The organism is Sphingomonas sp. (assembly GCF_965227385.1).
GTDB lineage: Bacteria > Pseudomonadota > Alphaproteobacteria > Sphingomonadales > Sphingomonadaceae > Sphingomonas.
The window spans coordinates 2,968,886-2,985,575 of record NZ_OZ245750.1 but is presented as its reverse complement, the minus strand read 5'-3'; the positions used below and the strand labels follow the sequence as shown (position 1 = coordinate 2,985,575).

At 67.1% G+C, this 16,690-nt stretch carries 12 protein-coding genes and 1 other RNA gene; 10 read left to right on the top strand and 3 right to left on the bottom strand.

Annotated elements, in window-relative coordinates:
* Positions 1–6: 6 nt before the first annotated feature.
* Genes moaB through ACO05N_RS14705 form a run of 3 tightly spaced genes read right to left on the bottom strand, consistent with a single transcriptional unit; the run spans position 7 to position 3,027 of the window.
* Positions 7–534: a molybdenum cofactor biosynthesis protein B gene (moaB, locus tag ACO05N_RS14715; protein ID WP_422057819.1), complete on the bottom strand. Its 528-nt coding sequence runs from the start codon at positions 532–534 to the stop codon at positions 7–9.
* Entirely contained in the window at positions 524–2,296 is a 1,773-nt protein-coding gene (locus ACO05N_RS14710) for a transglycosylase SLT domain-containing protein (RefSeq protein WP_422057818.1), read from the bottom strand. The genes moaB and ACO05N_RS14710 overlap by 11 nt, the downstream gene beginning before the upstream one ends.
* Positions 2,293–3,027 (bottom strand): uracil-DNA glycosylase family protein, encoded by a 735-nt coding sequence (locus ACO05N_RS14705; RefSeq protein WP_422057817.1) that lies wholly within the window; start codon positions 3,025–3,027, stop codon positions 2,293–2,295. The genes ACO05N_RS14710 and ACO05N_RS14705 overlap by 4 nt, the downstream gene beginning before the upstream one ends.
* Positions 3,028–3,142: 115 nt before the next feature.
* Here ACO05N_RS14705 and ACO05N_RS14700 point away from each other — a divergent pair, with 115 nt between their 5' ends.
* The 10 genes from ACO05N_RS14700 to ACO05N_RS14655 all read left to right on the top strand — a co-directional run bounded on the left by ACO05N_RS14700 (position 3,143) and on the right by ACO05N_RS14655 (position 16,648).
* Positions 3,143–4,804, top strand: a complete 1,662-nt coding sequence (locus ACO05N_RS14700) for an electron transfer flavoprotein-ubiquinone oxidoreductase (RefSeq protein ID WP_422057816.1) — start codon at positions 3,143–3,145, stop codon at positions 4,802–4,804.
* 37 nt (positions 4,805–4,841) lie between these two features.
* Positions 4,842–6,398, top strand: a complete 1,557-nt coding sequence (locus ACO05N_RS14695) for a tetratricopeptide repeat protein (RefSeq protein ID WP_422057815.1) — start codon at positions 4,842–4,844, stop codon at positions 6,396–6,398.
* A complete protein-coding gene (locus ACO05N_RS14690) occupies positions 6,398–7,228 on the top strand; it encodes a 4-(cytidine 5'-diphospho)-2-C-methyl-D-erythritol kinase (RefSeq protein ID WP_422058762.1) in 831 nt (276 codons plus the stop codon). Before ACO05N_RS14695 ends, ACO05N_RS14690 begins: the two co-directional genes overlap by 1 nt.
* Positions 7,229–7,403: 175 nt before the next feature.
* Entirely contained in the window at positions 7,404–8,132 is a 729-nt protein-coding gene (locus tag ACO05N_RS14685; protein ID WP_422057814.1) for an enoyl-CoA hydratase/isomerase family protein, read from the top strand.
* Positions 8,129–8,860, top strand: coding sequence for an N-formylglutamate amidohydrolase (locus ACO05N_RS14680; RefSeq protein WP_422057813.1), 732 nt, complete (start codon positions 8,129–8,131; stop codon positions 8,858–8,860). The genes ACO05N_RS14685 and ACO05N_RS14680 overlap by 4 nt, the downstream gene beginning before the upstream one ends.
* A gap of 7 nt (positions 8,861–8,867) precedes the next feature.
* The gene (ilvD, locus tag ACO05N_RS14675) at positions 8,868–10,589 is read left to right on the top strand and encodes a dihydroxy-acid dehydratase (RefSeq protein ID WP_422057812.1); all 1,722 of its coding nucleotides are present in this window, start codon (positions 8,868–8,870) and stop codon (positions 10,587–10,589) included.
* On the top strand, positions 10,570–10,983 hold the full coding sequence (locus tag ACO05N_RS14670) for a hypothetical protein (protein WP_422057811.1): 414 nt from the start codon (positions 10,570–10,572) through the stop codon (positions 10,981–10,983). Before ilvD ends, ACO05N_RS14670 begins: the two co-directional genes overlap by 20 nt.
* Positions 10,984–11,030: 47 nt before the next feature.
* Positions 11,031–11,615, top strand: a complete 585-nt coding sequence (locus ACO05N_RS14665; RefSeq protein WP_422057810.1) for a DUF2306 domain-containing protein — start codon at positions 11,031–11,033, stop codon at positions 11,613–11,615.
* 17 nt (positions 11,616–11,632) lie between these two features.
* Positions 11,633–12,027, top strand: an RNA gene (gene rnpB / locus ACO05N_RS14660) — RNase P RNA component class A.
* 73 nt (positions 12,028–12,100) lie between these two features.
* Positions 12,101–16,648 carry a CHAT domain-containing protein gene (locus ACO05N_RS14655; protein ID WP_422057809.1) on the top strand — a complete coding sequence of 1,516 codons (4,548 nt, stop codon included), beginning with the start codon at positions 12,101–12,103 and terminating at the stop codon, positions 16,646–16,648.
* The last annotated feature ends 42 nt before the right edge of the window (positions 16,649–16,690 follow it).

Here is a 16,690-nt window from a genome sequence, read left to right as displayed (position 1 = left end):
CGTCGCTCAGCGTTCGCGCAGGCGCGGCATCAGCTCGACGAAATTGCAGGGGCGGTGACGGATGTCGAGCTGGGTGGCCAGGATGCCGTCCCAGCCGTCCTTGACCGCGCCGGTCGATCCGGGAAGCGCGAAGATATAGGTGCCGCGCGCGACGCAGGCGGTGGCGCGCGACTGGATGGTGGACGTGCCGATCTTGGCATAGCTGAGCCAGCGGAACAGTTCGCCAAAGCCGGGGATCATCTTGTCGGCGACGCGCTCCAGCGCCTCGGGCGTGACGTCGCGACCGGTAACGCCGGTGCCGCCGGTGGTGATGATGCAATCAAGCGTCTCGTCGTCGATCCAACTGTGCAGCCGGGCTACGATCAAGTCGGTGTCGTCGCGGATGATCGCGCGGTCGGCGAGTTCATGGCCCGCGCCGGTCAGGCGATCGACCAGCGTGTCGCCGGAGCGGTCGTCCGCCAGCGTCCGGGTATCCGAAACGGTGAGGATTGCGATCCGGACCGGCCGGAACGCGATGCTGTCGTCAATTGGCACCGGTCACGCGGTCGTCCTGGGGCACCGAAGCAGTCATTCGCACCGCCGTTGCGCCGTTGCTGCCCGGCACCTTGGGCCACAGCCCTTGGCTCATCGCCGCACGGCTGCTGCTGTCGCGACCGGCCTGCTTTTCATACATCCAATAGTTGCGCAGAACGGTCATGACGTAGCCACGCGTCTCCCAGTACGGAATGCTCTCGATGTAGAGCAGCGGGTCGCCCTTGTCGCGGATCTGCGCATTCCAGTTCGCCACTGGGGTCGGCCCGGCATTATAGGCGGCGATCACCTTGGGCAGCAGGCCGCCGGTAAAGGGCTGATCGCGCAGTTGTTCGATATAGGACTGGCCGACCTCCATATTGGTCGACGGGCGGGAAAGATCGGCACGACCGATGGTGACGCCGCGCTTGCGGCCGATATCGGTCGCCGCGGCGGGCATGATCTGCATCAGGCCGTAGGCACCGGCCGGGCTTTGCACCTTGGCGTCGAAGCGCGATTCCTGAAGCGTGTGGGCGAAGACCAGCGCCTTGTCGACGCGCCAGCCGCCGTCCGGAGTCCAGTCGGGGGCGGGGTAACGTGCTTCCTCGACCGGCCGTGCGCCGACAGGGCAGTTATGCGTCAGCCACAGCTGGGTCGCCGGCAGGCCAAGGCGACCGGCGAGGCGGGTCAGCGACGCATGTTCGCGTGCATCGCCGATCTTCGACTGGTGCTTGATGACCTCGCTCGCCAGCGAGTCCTCGCCGATCTCGGCCAGCGCGGCGGCGACGCGGACATTGGGGCGACGGTCGAGCGCCTTCCAGTCGGCGGCGACGAACTTTTCGGCGCGCACCGGCGCTTCCTTCATGCCCAGCGCCTGACGGGCGAGCATGCCGTAGAAAGTCTCATCATGTTGCGCCGCGCTCTTCAGGCGGGTGCTGACCAGATCCGGGCGGCCGCATGCCATGTCGGCGCGTGAGGCCCAATAGAGGCCGGCGGTGCGCTTTTCGGTGTCGGCGGCGCGCTGCGCGACGGCGGTGAATGCCGCCTGCGCACCGGCACAGTCATTCTGGCGCCATGCGGCGAGGCCCTGGACCCAATCGGCCAGCGGCGCGAACTCGCCGCTCCCGGTCTGGGCTAGCGCAGCGACGCGGCGGGCATCGGCGTCGCGTCCAGTGGTGTAATACATCCACGCGATCCGCTGCCGCCATTCGGTGAGCGTTTCGGGATCGAGATCGACGGCGCGGGTGTCGAGCAGCGCTTCTGCCCCCAATGCGTCGTCCAGCTTGATCAGCGGCGCCATCGCGGTGGCCACCTGCGCGGCGGCGGCGTCCGACTTGGCCGAGCGGTAGCGTTTGCGGATCGGCGCACCCGCATGCCAGATCATCCGCTGTGCCGCCGGCAGACTGGGCAGCTCGGTCGCCCCGCGCAGCTTGGCGAGGCGGGCGATCTGTTCGGCCTGGGGCAGTTCGGGCGCTTCGCCGAGCAATGCCATCAGTTGCGGCAACTCGACCTTTGGCGACCCCTTGGCCAGATAGAGTTCGGCGCGCGCCGTGGCGTGGAGCAGGCCGGGGCGCATCGCGTCCAGCTTGATTTGCGCGTCGGCCCAGCGTGCTTCGCGGATCGCGGCGTATACGGCGCGATAGGCATCGCGTTCTTCGCGGGCGAGCTGGGCGGGAACGCCATCGCTCGCCTCGCGCCGCTCGATCGGTGATGTACGGTCGTCCGACGCATGCGCCGTCAACGGCGCGATCAATGCACAGGCGGCTAGCAGGATACGCGCACTCACAGGCTTTGCCCCTCGATCAGCAATTGCAGGTCCTTCCAGGCGTCGGCCTTTGCCGCAGGCCTGCGCAACAGAAAGCGCGGGTGGCGGATCGCGACGACTTCCGATTTTCCGCCAGAATAGTTAAATGCCGTTAAACCCTCAGCCTCCGCAGCGGCATCAGTCCCGAGAAGCGCACGGCTCGTCGCCTGGCCCAGCAACAGCAGTCGTGGCGGAGCAACCAGTGAGACGTGATGCCGCAGGACTTCAGCCAGTTTGTCCTCAAGATCGCGCGGCACCTGACCCGTGATCGGGCGCGCGGCGCAGAGTGGAACCAGATAGATCGACTCGCGCGACTGGCCGATCGCGATCAGGATGCGGTCGAACAACCGCCCCGCCGCGCCATCGAGTAAGGCGGGGGCGCCGCCGTCAAATTCCGGCAGGTCGGTGATGACCATCAGCGGGGCATCGGCATCGCCCTCCGCCGCGACGATCGGTTCACCCATCGTCGCCTCGGGAGCCCCTGCGCCATAGCGCCAGTCGAGAAATGCCTCGATCGTCGCGGGCAACGGGGCTTCGGGTTCGGGGCCGGCGGGTGCGACGCGGACCGGGGCGTCGGGCTGTGCCGTAGGGGCAGGGCGCGCGGTCCAGTCGCGCGGATCATCCTCGACCAGCACGTCAACGCCCGCATCGCGCCACCAGTTCAGTGCGCTTGCGGCTTCGGCGCGCCAGTCGGTTGCCCCCTCGATACCCATCGGTTCACAGAGTCATGCCTTGACGCCAGCGTCAATCTGCCTTCATCGGGGGAGGGACGGAATGCGCCGGACACACGACGAGATGTTACGCCGGTGTTCCGAGAGGAGACAGGAAGTGAGCGAACGCGAGTCGATGCCGTATGATGTGGTGATCGTGGGCGCGGGGCCGGCGGGCCTTGCTGCGGCGATCCGGCTGAAACAGCTGGCCCAGGCGGCGGGCAGCGAGATTGCGGTCTGCGTCCTCGAAAAAGGGTCCGAGGTCGGCGCCCATATCCTTTCGGGCGCGGTGATCGATCCCAAGGCGCTGGACGAACTGCTGCCCGAATGGCGCGACTCCGGCTGTCCGCTGGCGCAGGTACCGGTGACCGACAATCAGCATTGGCTGCTATCGAAAAAGGGCAGATGGGCCATTCCGCACTTCATCACGCCCAAGTTCATGCACAATGATGGCACCTATACCGGAAGCCTGGGCAGCCTGTGCCGCTGGCTTGCCGAACAGGCCGAGGGGCTGGGGGTCGAAATCTTTCCGGGCTTTGCCGCGGCCGAGATTCTCTACAATGACGACGGGTCTGTGAAGGGCGTCGCGACCGGCGACATGGGTGTGGCCCGCGACGGCACGCGCAAGCCCGATTATCAGCCCGGCCTCGAGCTGCACGCGCGTTACACCTTCTTCGGCGAAGGCGTGCGCGGACATCTGTCGAAGCAGATCCAGCGCCAGTTCAATCTGTGCGAGGACGTCGAGCCGCAAATCTATGGCCTTGGTGTCAAGGAATTGTGGGACATCGACCCCGCGCTGCACGAGCCGGGCCGGGTGATCCACACGCAGGGCTGGCCGCTCAACGAGACCGCAGGGTCGAACGGTGGCGGGTTCCTCTACCATCAGGCGAACGGACAGGTGGCGCTGGGCTTCGTCACCTGGCTCAACTATTCCAACCCCTATCTGTCACCGTTCCAGGAGATGCAGCGCTGGAAGACGCATCCTGCGATCGCGGAGATCCTGAAGGGCGGCAAGCGCGTCAGCTATGGCGCGCGGGCGATCAGCGACGGCGGGTTGCAGTCGATCCCGAAGCTGGTGTTCCCCGGCGGCGCCCTGATCGGGGACAGCGCAGGCTTCCTCAACGTGCCGCGGATCAAGGGTACGCATGGCGCTATGAAGAGCGGCATGATGGCGGCCGAGGCAGCGTTCTCAGCGGTCGCCGCCGGCCGCTCGGGCGACGAACTGACCGCATATCCCGAGGCGTTTGCGGCGAGCTGGCTCTACAAGGAGCTGAGCGTCGTTCGCAACGTGGTGCCGCTGGTCAAGAAATTCGGCGACCTGGTCGGCTCCGGCCTCGCCAATGTCACCATGTTCCTCGAGAGCTGGGGCATCAAGATGCCCTTCACGCTGGGGCATAAGCCGGATCACGAGAGCCTGTGGCGCAAGGATCTGGTGCAGCCGATCGACTACCCCAAGCCCGATGGCGTGCTGACCTTCGACCGCCTCTCGTCGGTGTTCCTGTCGAACACCAATCATGAGGAGGATCAGCCGGTCCATCTCACGCTCAAGGATCCCAACATTCCGGTCGACTACGACCTGCCAATGTATGACGAGCCTGCTCAGCGTTATTGTCCGGCTGGCGTTTACGAGATTGTCGGCGCGGAAACCGGCGAACCGAAGTTCGTGATCAACGCGCAGAATTGCGTCCACTGTAAGACCTGTGACATCAAGGACCCGACGCAGAACATCAACTGGGTCGTCCCCGAGGGCGGCGGAGGTCCGAATTATCCCAACATGTAAGCATCTCGTCTGGTCGGCGGCAGCGCTGACGCTTCTGTTGCCGGCGGCGGCACAGGCCGATCTCGGCGCCTATGTGAAAGCGCGTGCGGCGGCGGCGGACGGTGCGGTCGATGCCGCCGCAGCGGGCTATGCTGCGGCGTTGACCGCCGCCCCCGGGGACGAGGTCGTCGCGATCCGCGCCTATCGCAACGCGCTGGCGGCGGGCGACCTCGCACTGGCGCGACGGGCAGCTGCGGTGCTGGTCCGGTCGAACGTCGCGCCGCCGGATACCGCAATCCTCGCCTTTGCCGATGCGGTGCGGTCCAAGAACAAGCTTGCCGCCGACGATGCGGTGGGCCGGATCGGGGCCGGGCCGCTCGATTTCCTGACGCCGGTGCTGCGCGCATGGCTCGCGTTCGATCGAGGTGGCGATCCGTTCGCGATTCTCGATGCCGCGTCCGAGAGCGGGCTCAGCCGACGCTATATCGCCGAGCACCGCGCGCTGCTGTTGCTTGCATCGGACCGGCGGGACGAAGGGGTGGCCGCGCTGCGGGCCGCCTTGGGGGCTGACCCGGGCAGTATCGACCTGCGCTGGAACGCGGCAAACCTGATGGCCGGAATCGGCGACCGGCGTGCGGCGCATGAACTGCTGGCCGGGGACGATCCCACGATGGTGGCGCTGCGCGCGGCACTGGTGTCGTCGCGTCCCGGTGCCGCGTTCGGGACCAGCCGCCTGCTGACGCGTCTTGCCGCCGATCTGCAGGGGCAGGAGACGCAGGTGCTTGCGATCCTGTTGACGCGATCCGCGCTGTCGCTCGATCCCGGAGACGATCGCGCCCGGCTGCTGCTCGCTGCGGCACTGGGCGAGGAGGGCGCGTTCGACCGGGCGCAGCTGGTGCTCGGGACGATACGGCCTGCCAGTCCGTTTTACAGTGCAGCCGTGGCCGAACGGATCGAACTTCGCCGCAAACAGGGCGATCCCGCTCAGGCGCTGGCGCTGGCGCAATCGCTTGCGACGGCGAAGGGAGCGGACGTGCGCGATATCCGGCGCTATGCCGACCTTCTGTCCGATCAGGGGCGCGATGCCGATGCTGCACCGCTCTATGCCGAGGCGTTGGCGCAGGCGGGCGCGGACGCGAACTGGGTTCATCATTTGCAGCTAGGCGGCGCGCTGGAGCGGTCGGGGGACTGGGCTGGAGCGCTGCCGCATCTGCGCAAGGCAGTGGAGCTGGCACCCGACGAACCCGTCGCGCTGAACTATCTGGGCTATGCCCAAGTCGAGCGCGGAGAAAATCTGACCGCGGCGGTCACGCTGCTCGAACGCGCCAACCGGCTACGTCCCGATGATCCGGCAATAACGGACTCGCTCGGCTGGGGCTATTATCGCAGTGGCGATCTGGCCCGTGCGCTCCCGCTGCTCGAACAGGCAGCGCAGGGTCGGCCGGGCAGCGTCACAATCAACGAACATCTGGGCGATGCCTATTGGCGCGCGGGGCGGCGGTTCGAAGCGCGTTATGCCTGGCGCGCCGCATTGATCAACGCGGACGATGCGCAAAAGGCGCGGCTGGCGGGAAAGCTGGTTGACGGCGTGACGCTAAGGATGGCGGCAAACTGATCCTGATCGAGCCCGCCCCGGCCAAGCTCAACCTGGCGCTGCACGTGCGGCGGCGGCGCGATGACGGCTATCACGAGCTGGAGACGCTGTTCGCGTTCGTGCGCGACGGCGATGTCGTGCGGCTTGATGCCGACGGCGAGGGTTTTGCCGTCGAGGGGCCGTTCGGCGGCGTGCTGGCCGGCGAAGGCGATAACCTCGTGACCCGCGCGCGCGACGCGTTCGGCGCTGCGTTCGGGGTGGCCACGCCGGGGCGGGTCACGCTCGACAAGCGGCTGCCGGTGGCGTCGGGCCTGGGCGGCGGTTCAGCTGACGCGGCGGCGACCCTGCGGCTGCTGGCGCGGCGCGAAGGCGTGTCGCTGGACGACCCGCGCCTGTTCGCTGTCGCCGACGGGCTCGGGTCGGACGTCCCGGCATGCCTGTATGGGCGGACGGCAATCGGGACTGGTCGCGGCGAACAGCTTGCGTGGATCGACGGGGCACCAGATGTGCCGGTGCTGCTGGTCAATCCGGGTGTGGCCGTGGCGACGGCGCCGGTGTTCGCGGCGTGGGATCGCGTGGATCGCGGGCCTATACCGGCAGAGGGCGATTTGATCACGCGGGCCAGGGCGGGGCGCAACGATCTCTACCCGCCCGCACTGACCGTCGCGCCACAGATTGGCGATGCCATCGCGTGGCTGGAACGCCAGCCGGGCGCCGACCTGTGCCGGATGTCGGGATCGGGAGCGACGTGTTTCGCGACCTTTGCGGATGGCGCGAGTTGCGCGGCTGCGGCCGAGCGCCTGCGCCACGATCAGCGGGACTGGTGGTGTCTCGAAACGGTGCTGTCGTGACAGGTTGTTGGCCCATATCGGGACGCGGTGGTGCCGCGCGCGGGCTGACTGGGAGAGCGCTGGCAGTTGGCCCCGTTCTTGCTGAGGTTTCGCGGCGGGTCATGCGCCGGGAGCGAGACGCCCGTGGGTGGCCCCCGCTTTCGGGCGGGCGCCATCCTCGCCCTCTGGGGCGCCGATGATCCGGATTCAGTTCGATCAAGCCACCGCGGTGCTGACGCTCGACCGGGGCCGCGCGCGCAATGCGCTGCCGATCGCCGCGTGGGATGCAATCGCGGATGCAGCGGCGTCCATTGCCGCGAGCGACGCGCATGTGCTGATCGTTGAATCCGCGATGCCGGGCGTCTTCTCGGCCGGCGCTGACCTTTCCGAATTTGCTGCCCTGATAGCCGACCCGGCGCTGCGCACCCGGTTCCGGTTGGCCATGGAGCGCGCTCTGGAGGCTTTGGCAGCGTTGCCGATTCCTGTCATCGCAGCGGTCGATGGTGGCTGCTTCGGCGCTGCGGTCGCGCTGACGCTGGCGTGTGACATCGTCGTCGCGGGCGATGCGGCGCTGTTCGCGACCACGCCGGCAAAGCTCGGCATCGGCTACCCCGCCAGCGATGTTGCGCGGTTGCGCGCGCGGCTCGGAGCAGGGCAGGCGGCGCGGATGCTGTTCACCGGTGATCGGTTCAACGCAGACGAGGGCGTCCGGATCGGCCTGGTCCAGTGCCGCGCAAGCGACGCTGCGGAGCAGGCACGGGCGATGGCGGCGACGATCTGCGCCAACGATCCCGACGCCGTGCGGCTGCTGAAGTCGATCCTGCGCGACCCTGACGCCTCTGGACATGACCAGGCGTTCGAAAATGCGTTCGGCTCGCGCGGCTTTGCGCAGCGGCTCGATGCATTTCTGGGAGGAAAGAGGTGAGCGTGGTGGAGCGGGTCGCAGGAACCGGTGACGTGCTGATCCTGTGCGATCACGCCAGCAACCATGTGCCCGGCGATATCGATCTCGGCATCGACCCCGCGTTGCTCGACAAGCATATCGCGATCGACATCGGCGCGGCGGCGGTGAGCCGGGATCTGGCCGAGCGATTGGGCGGACCCGCATTGCTCGCCACCGTGTCGCGCTTGGTAATTGACCTGAACCGCGAGGTCGATGCCCCGGGCCTCATCCCGCATGTCAGTGACGGTCATGTCATTCCCGGCAATGCCGACGCCGATCGCGCGCAACGGATCGCGCGTTTCCACGCGCCCTATCATCGCGCGATCGCGGCGCAGGTCCGCGCGCAGCACCCCGCGCTGCTCGTCTCGGTCCACAGCTTCACCTCTGCACTTGAGAGCGGGACCGTCGCACCGCGGCCCTGGGAGGCGGGTGTGCTCTACAATCGCGACGCGCGGGCCGCGCGCCCGGCAGTCGACTGGCTGGCGGCCCAGGGCATCGTGACGGGGGACAATGAGCCCTATTCGGGGCGTATCCTCAACGCGACGATGAACCGGCATGCGGAGGCAACCGGAACCCCCTATCTGGGCATCGAAATTCGGAACGACTTGATCTCCGACCCGGACGGAGTAGCGCGTTGGTGCGAAATTCTCGCGAAACTGGTAACATTCGTGCGCGATCATCTTGCGCAGGGGCGGGCTGCGGCGACATAGGCGCGGCATGACCAACCGTTTCGACAAATCCCGCCTGCCTTCGCGCCACGTCTCCGTCGGGCCGGAGCGCGCCCCGCACCGCAGCTATTACTACGCGATGGGGCTGAGCGAGGAAGAGATTGCACGCCCGTTCGTCGCGCTCGCCAGCGCGGGCAATGACAGTGCGCCGTGCAACACTACGCTGGATGCCCAAGCCGATGCCGCGCGCAAGGGCGTTGAGAGCAATGGCGGGATGCCGCGCCGCTTCAACACGATCACCGTGACCGACGGTATCGCCATGGGCCATCAGGGGATGAAATCCTCGCTCGTCAGTCGCGAAGTCATTGCCGACTCGGTCGAACTCAGCGTTCGCGGCCATTGCTATGACGCGCTGGTCGGCTTTGCCGGGTGCGACAAGTCGCTGCCGGGGATGATGATGGCGATGCTGCGCCTCAATATCCCGTCGATCTTCGTCTATGGCGGGTCGATCCTGCCGGGCCGCTATCAGGACCGCGACGTCACCGTGGTCGATGTGTTCGAGGTCGTCGGCAAGTTCGCTGCGGGCACATGCCCGATCAGCGAAGTCCACGCGCTCGAGAAGGTCGCCTGTCCCGGGCACGGCGCGTGCGGCGGGCAGTACACCGCCAACACCATGGCATGCGTCGGCGAGGCGATCGGTCTGTCGCTGCCCAACAGCAACATGGTGCCCGCCCCCTATACGAGCCGTGAGCAGATCGCAGTCGCGGCGGGCTATCAGGTGATGGAGTTGCTCGAGCGCAACATCCGCCCGCGCGACATCTGCACGCGCGAGGCGTTCGTGAATGCGGCGCGGATCGTGGCCGCGACTGGCGGATCGACCAACGCCGCGCTGCATCTGCCCGCCATGGCGAGCGAGGCGGGGATCGAGTTCGACCTGTTCGACGTCGCCGAGGTATTCAAATCAACGCCCTATGCCGCCGACTTGAAGCCGGGTGGCAAGTATGTCGCCAAGGACATGTATGAGGCTGGCGGCGTCTACATGCTGATGAAGTCGATGCTCGCGAATGGTTTGCTGCATGGCGAATGCATGACCGTGACGGGCAAGACGCTGGGCGAGAATGTCGATCAGGTCACGTGGAATCCGGACCAGAAGGTCATCTACGACGTCAAGACGCCGATCACCCCGACCGGCGGTGTTGTCGGCCTGCGCGGTAGCCTCGCGCCCAATGGTGCGATCGTGAAGGTCGCCGGCATGGCGCGGCTGCAGTTCGAGGGGCCGGCGCGCTGCTTCGATTGCGAGGAGGATGCCTTTGCTGCGGTCGAGGCGCGTTCGATCGCCGAGGGTGAAGTCGTCGTGATCCGCTACGAAGGGCCGAAGGGCGGGCCGGGGATGCGGGAAATGCTGTCGACCACCGCTGCGCTCTATGGCCTTGGCATGGGTGAGAAGGTGGCGCTGATCACCGACGGGCGCTTCTCCGGCGCGACGCGCGGCTTCTGCATCGGCCATGTCGGACCGGAAGCGGCTGAGGGCGGGCCCATTGCACTGGTCGAGGACGGCGACACGATCCGCATCGATGCGGAGTCGGGAGCGATCGACCTGCTCGTCGCCGAAGACGTGCTGGCCGAGCGTCGCACCCGCTGGCAACCGCGTACCAATGATTATCAGTCGGGTGCGCTGTGGCGCTATGCGCAGAATGTCGGACCCGCCTATAAGGGCGCGGTGACGCATCCGGGGGCGAAGTCCGAAACGCATGTCTTTGCGGATATCTGAAGTTCTGGCGGCCGCGGGGGCGCTGCTCCCGCTCGCGGCCTGCGATCCCGGCCCGGTCAAGACCAAGGCGGAGCATGCGCAGGACGCGCGCGCCCAAGCGGCGCGTGGCGCGGCAGAGGGGCGCATTCCCTGTGCACTGGGCGGGGGAGACGACTTCACTACCCGCTGCACGATCGACCGGGCGCAGACCCAGGACGGGCTGATGCTGACGGTCCGCCATCCCGATGGCGGCTTCCACCGGCTGCGCGTGACGCGCGACGGGCGGGGCGTGATCGCGGCCGACGGCGCGCAGGCGGCGACCGTGACGATCATCGACAAGGATGCGATCGAGGTGACGATCGACGACGCCCGATACCGCCTGCCCGCGACCATCAAGGGCTCGGCAAAACGGTGACCGGCGCGGGGCGATGGCTCTGGGGAGGATTTTGGCTGATCGTCGTGGTGGCTGCAGCGTGGTTTCTGAACGACTCCTTCGCCTTCATTGCCACGCGCGAAGTCCCGACGGGGGAGACCCTGTGGGGTCGCCGCATCTGGTACTTCGCGCATGTCGCGCTGGCGATTCCCGTGCTGCTGATCGCGCCGATGCAATTCGCAGCGTCGCTGCGCGGGCGCTGGCCGTCGCTGCACCGCGCGCTGGGGCGGGTCTATCTCGCGGCCTCGCTGCTCGCCGGATTGTTCGCGCTGCATCTGGGGCGCACGATCGCAGCGCAGGAGACCCAGGTGCCACTGACGCTGTTCGCGGCAGTGTGGATCGGCTTCGTCCTCGTCGCATGGCAGGCGGCACGGCGACGGCGATTCGACCTGCATCGTGCATTCTTCATCCGCGCCACGGCGATTGCGCTGTCGTTCGTGTGGGTGCGGATGATGGCGGCAGCGGATGGAGGATTGCTCGGCTTTATCGAGAATGCGGAGTTGCGTGCAGCGACCCGGGGCTGGTTGAGCTTCGTCCTGCCCCTCCTCGCCGTGGAGCTCTGGCTGTCATGGTGGCCCGCCGCGAAGCCGCTATTTGCACCGCGCCGCGTTTGAGCCTATCGCCGCCTGTGCCAGAGGGCCGGGCGGCCGCGTTGCACGCAAGTGTACCGAGGAAAGTCCGGGCTCCACGGAAACACGGTGCCGGGTAACGCCCGGCGGTCCCGGTTCGCCGGGGTCAGGGAAAGTGCCACAGAGAGCAGACCGCCCACCACCTTCGGGTAGGGGCAAGGGTGAAAGGGTGCGGCAAGAGCGCACCGCGCGACCGGCAACGGAAGCGGCACGGCAAACCCCACCGGGAGCAAGATCGAATAGGGGCCGCGCATCGGGAGTTCCGCCCGGCGGCCCGGGTTGATTGCTTGAGCCCCCATGCAAATGCGGGCCTAGAGGAATGGTCGCCTATCGCGCGCAACTCCCACACGGGAAAGGGCCGCGTGGACAGAACCCGGCTTACAGGCCCTCTGGCATCCAATTACGTCTGAATTGCGGGACTTGTCACCGCATCCCCAGCTGTTGGATACTGTCCGCGAAAGCGGGAACAGATGAGACGCAGCTTCGTCCTATGTGCGGGCGCATCGCTCGCCGCGATGACCCCCGGCCTTGCCACGGCGCGGGAGGGGGACATGCGCAAGGCGTGCGCGCAGGAAGCGCGTCTGCCCACCCCCGACGACAAGACCGGCGTCGACTTCGACGCGCTGGTCGCCGAGCGCGCCATCGAACTATGTCGGCGCGCGCTCGAAGCGCATCCGGGCGACGCTGCGGTGATGGCCAATCTCGGACGCGCTATCAGCAAGGCGGGCGACGCCAGGGCGGCGTTGAGCCTGATCGAGCGCGCCGCTGCCGGCGGCAGCCTGCAGGCCGTCAACACACTCGCATCGATGTATGAAACCGGCAGCGGGGTTCCGAAAGATCTGCAGCGTGCGTTCGCTCTGGCCAGATCGGGGGAAAAGGGGCGCAATGTCTGGCTGCTCGGGCGGTTGGCGGACTATTATCTGAATGGCACCGGCACGCCGATCAATGTTCCGGCCGCAATCGCTACCTATGCGCGCGCAGCGGAGCTTGGCCACGCCGGCGCGGCCAATGCGCTGGCGGATCATTATCGTTTCGGCACCAAGGGCGTGCCAAAGGATTTCGCGAGCGCCCGCACATGGTACCAGCGCGCGATGCAGCTGGGCGAGCCGGACGCCGCAGCGTCGCTGGGCTATATGGAGGAGACGGGGCAGGGCGGTCCCAAGGATCTGGTCGCGGCGCGACGGCTTTACCGGATCGCGGCCGATCAGGGATCGGGCTGGGGCGCCGAGAATTACGCCGTCATGCTCCAGAGCGGACAGGGCGGCCCGAAGGACGAGCGGGGCGCGGCGGAATTCATCCGTCTTGCGGTCGATCGCGGCGAGAGGGGCGCAATGCGGCGCCTCGGCGCCTTCTATGAAAGCGGGATCGGCCTGGTCAGCGATATCCAGATGGCGATCGCATGGTATCGCAAGGCGGCCGATGCAGGAGACACCGAGGCGATGGTTCGCCTTGGCTTCATGGCCCAGAACGGCAGGGGAATGCCGCGCGACCTGGAAGCCGGCCGCGCCTGGTATCGCAAGGCCGCCGAGCTCGGCAGCATGAGTGCGACGCGCAGCCTCGCTCTCGATCTTTCCGCAGGTGAATTCAGCGGGGTGCCAAGCGATAATCCGGCCGCGATCCGGCTCTATCACAAGTTGGCGGAAAGCGAGGACCCCACGGATATCGCCATTGCGGCGGACGTGTTTGCCGCCGGCAAACAGGTGCCGATGGATCTGAAGGCGGCGCGCAAATATTATGAAAAGGCGCTGGCTGCCGGTGAAGACGACGCCGCGTCCGATCTGGTCGAAGTGATCCTCCGCGACGCACCCGATGACGCCGACAGGGCTGCGGCGCTCCGCATCCTGACGGCCAGCGCAGACAAGGGGGCGGGGTGGGCACTCGCCGCACTCGCCCATCCCGGGCCGTTGATGGATGCGGGCGGGCTGAAGATCGACAGCGCGCCATGGCGTCAACGAATCGCCGCGCTGACCGACCCCAAGGTGCTGACGGACGTCGCAAAGGCATTGCAGGCGGGTAAGCTGGCCAGGCAACAATTCGCGCTCGCGGTCCAATATACCAAGGCCGCCAGCGACCCGTCGGTGGCGAAGGAATACCAGCTCAAGCTGATGATCGACCTGCAGCTGCAGGAGGCGGCGCAGCGCGAGCTGGTGCGCTATGCCGAAACCGCCGAGTTCAAGGCGTTACCCGAGGAGCGACGGACTGCGTTTCTCGCGCAGTTCGACTCGCCGCGGGTGTTCAACTTCAACGGTGACGCGTCGCATGTCGCGACCTTTGCCGCGCTGGCCGAACTGGGGATGAAGGAACCGGCAGCCAAATATGCCTGGCGGTTGCTCGACGACGGTAAAGGTGACACCGCAGCAGCGCTGAAATGGTTCACCATTGCCGCCGAACGTGGCTCGGCCGATGCGCAGCGGGCGCTAGGCTATCTCCACCTCAACGGGTTTGGGGTGGAGAAGAGCGCGGTGAGGGCGGTGCGCGCCTGGGAGGAGGCCTATCGCCGCGGCGACGGCTATGCGGCGCTGAGCCTGGCACTCTATTACAAGGGCGAGTTGGAGTTCACCGCGGCCGAGCGGGCTGGCGCACCGCAATATGACCGCGCGCAAGCGTTCGAATGGATGCAACGCGCGGCGTCGGCAAGCTTTGCCAATGCGGTCCTGCTCGCGCGCATGTATCTCGCGGGCGACGGGACCAAGGCGAACCCCAAGGAGGCGATTCGCCTGCTGCGCTGGGCAGTACATTGCGGGGATTACAGCGCACGTGTTGCGCTGGGTGAGGCGTATCTGCACGGGTCCGGCGTGCCCAAGGACCCCGCGATGGCGCTGCGCTGGTTCCGGCATGCGGCGGCCACGCCCTGGAGCGGTGGTGCGGCGGCGATGGTGCGGGCTTCCGCGCTGGGCTGGGGTATGCCGGCCGACGTCAAACAGACGCGTTACTGGCTGGCGGAAGCCGTGCGGCGGGGCAGTGACGACGCCAGGAAATGGCAGGACGCATGCGGGACGCAGGCAACGATCAAATGCCTGGTGCGGATCGAAGGATTCACCCCCATCCCGATCGGCCCGCAGACCGAGGGCCTTGCTGCCGAGCCGACATTCGAAGCGCGTGAGGCGGTGCTGCGCAAGGAACTGGATACTGCGGTCGACAACGGCTCCGAATATGCCGTGTTCGAAGGGTTCCGCGGCCTGGAGGAGCATTATCTTCTCTACGGCAAGATGGACCAGTATCTGGCGACCAAGGTCCGCTCGCTCGCAATCAAGGAAGCGGCGCTCACCAGCCGCTTCGGCAGCCGGGACAATTATTTCGCGCTGATCGAATCCTCATGCCACTGGTCGAGCGCCGCCAAGGAAGCGAGCGGCGGCGGGCGGCGCGAGGCGGCGTTGTTCTTCGCCAAGGTGGCGGTCAACAAGCTGCAGGACGCGCGCAAGCGCATCTCCGAGCTCGATCCGTCGATCCGCGAATGCTTCATCCGCGTCCATCAGGACCGCTATCGCTATCTCGCCGGCATCTTCATGGAAATGGGCCGGTTCGGCGAGGCCGAGCATGTGTTGGCCATGCTCAAGGATTTCGAGAGCTATAACTATACCCGCGACAAACGGCGCGAGGGCGAGGCGTTCGATCAGATGCCGCTCGACGCCAAGCAGATGCAGAGCATGGCTGCATTCGATGCCGCCACTGCGGCGCTGGCGCAGGCGGGGGCGGCGCGCGACCGGCTGATTGCGCTACAGCGGCAAGACGCGCTGACGCCGGCGCAGCAGCAGGAATTGGCAGCGGCGACCACGGCGCTGGGAGCCGCGCAAACCGCGTTCCGCAGCGAATTGGGCGATCTGGCCAATGTCGTCGCCGGACTCGACGTCACGCTGGCCCCGGATCAGCAGGCAAAGGCCGACCGTGTCGCATCGATCCAGCCACGCCTCATTTCGACCGTCCGACGGCTGGGCAAGGACGTCGCCGCACTGCATGCCGTGGTGCTGCCTGACCGCATCCACTGGCTCATCACCACCGCAAACTACCAGAAATCCGTCGTGGTGCCGATCGACATCACCGCGATGCGCAAGGATATCGGCCTCTACCGACAGGCGATCAGCGACCAGGCGGTGTTCATTACGGACCCCGCGTCCAAGCTCTACAAAGCGATATTCGAACCGGTCGACAAGGCGCTGCGGGCAGCGGGGGTCCGGCAGGTGATGCTCTCGCTCGACGATGCACTGCGCTACCTGCCGGTGGCCGCGCTCCATGACGGCAAGCAATGGCTCGCCGAACGCTACGCCTTCAGCGCGTTCCGGTCGATCGACGAGGTGCAGATGGGGCCGTCGGACTCGACCGAGTGGCGCGTCGCTGCGCTGGGGGCGAGCCAGGGCGGTGCCGGGCTGAGCCCCTTGCCTGCAGTGCCGGCCGAATTGTCGGGCATCGTCCGCGCGGACGGCGCGACCACCGGGGTGCTTCCCGGCGTGGTCCGGCTGGATGGTGCGTTCGACCGGGCCGCGCTCGGGGCGGCGATGGCCGGGGGCTATCGCGTGATCCATATCGCGTCGCACTTCGCGCTCGATCCGGCCAGTGCCGACAAGTCTTTTCTTCTGCTGGGCACGGGCAAGGAGTTGCCGCTGACCGAGTTTATCAAGGATGGCAGCTTCACGGCGATCGACGTCGATCTGCTCGCGCTGTCGGCCTGTCAGACCGGCGTGCCGGGCGGCAACCAGAACGGGTCGGAGGTCGACGCCAGCCTCGCCGAACTCGCGCAAAAGGCAGGCGCGTCGGCGGTCCTCGCCTCACTCTGGTCGGTGGCGGATGAGTCGACCGCAGTGCTGATGCAGCGTTTCTACGCGATCCATGCACAGGGGGGCATCAGCAAGGCAGAGGCCCTGCGCCAGGCGCAGATCGCGCTGATGGATGGGCAAGGGGGTACAGGAGCTGATCGCGGCAACGGCCGCGCGGCACGGAGTGGGCCGACGGGACCGGCGGTCACCGGCTATGCGCACCCGTTCTATTGGGCACCGTTCGTGCTGCTGGGAAATTGGCAATAGCCGGACTACCGATCCTGCGGGCGCTGTAACCCCGCAGGATCG